At 63.4% G+C, this 254-nt stretch carries 1 pseudogene; it reads left to right on the top strand.

Features of this window, described 5'->3' with window-relative positions:
- A pseudogene (locus FCK22_RS18385) lies at nt 1-254 on the top strand (5'-nucleotidase); the annotation flags it as partial.

Here is a 254-nt window from a genome sequence, read left to right on the forward strand (position 1 = left end):
GCCGTGACATCTGCCGCGCGCAGGAATGTGCGATGGGCAACCTTGTCTCCGACGCGATGCTGGACCGGGTGAAGGATCAGGGCATCGACGTGGCGATCTCCAACGCGGGCGGCTTGCGTGCCTCCATGACGCGGGTGAGGTGACCATGGGCGAGGTGCTGACCGTGCTGCCGTTCCAGAACACGCTCTCGACCTTCCAGATTAGCGGCGCGACCCTGATCGAAGCCTTGGAAAACGGGGTAAGCCAGTTGGAAG

The organism is Sulfitobacter sp. 15WGC (assembly GCF_005068605.1).
Classification (GTDB): Bacteria; Pseudomonadota; Alphaproteobacteria; order Rhodobacterales; family Rhodobacteraceae; genus Sulfitobacter; species Sulfitobacter faviae.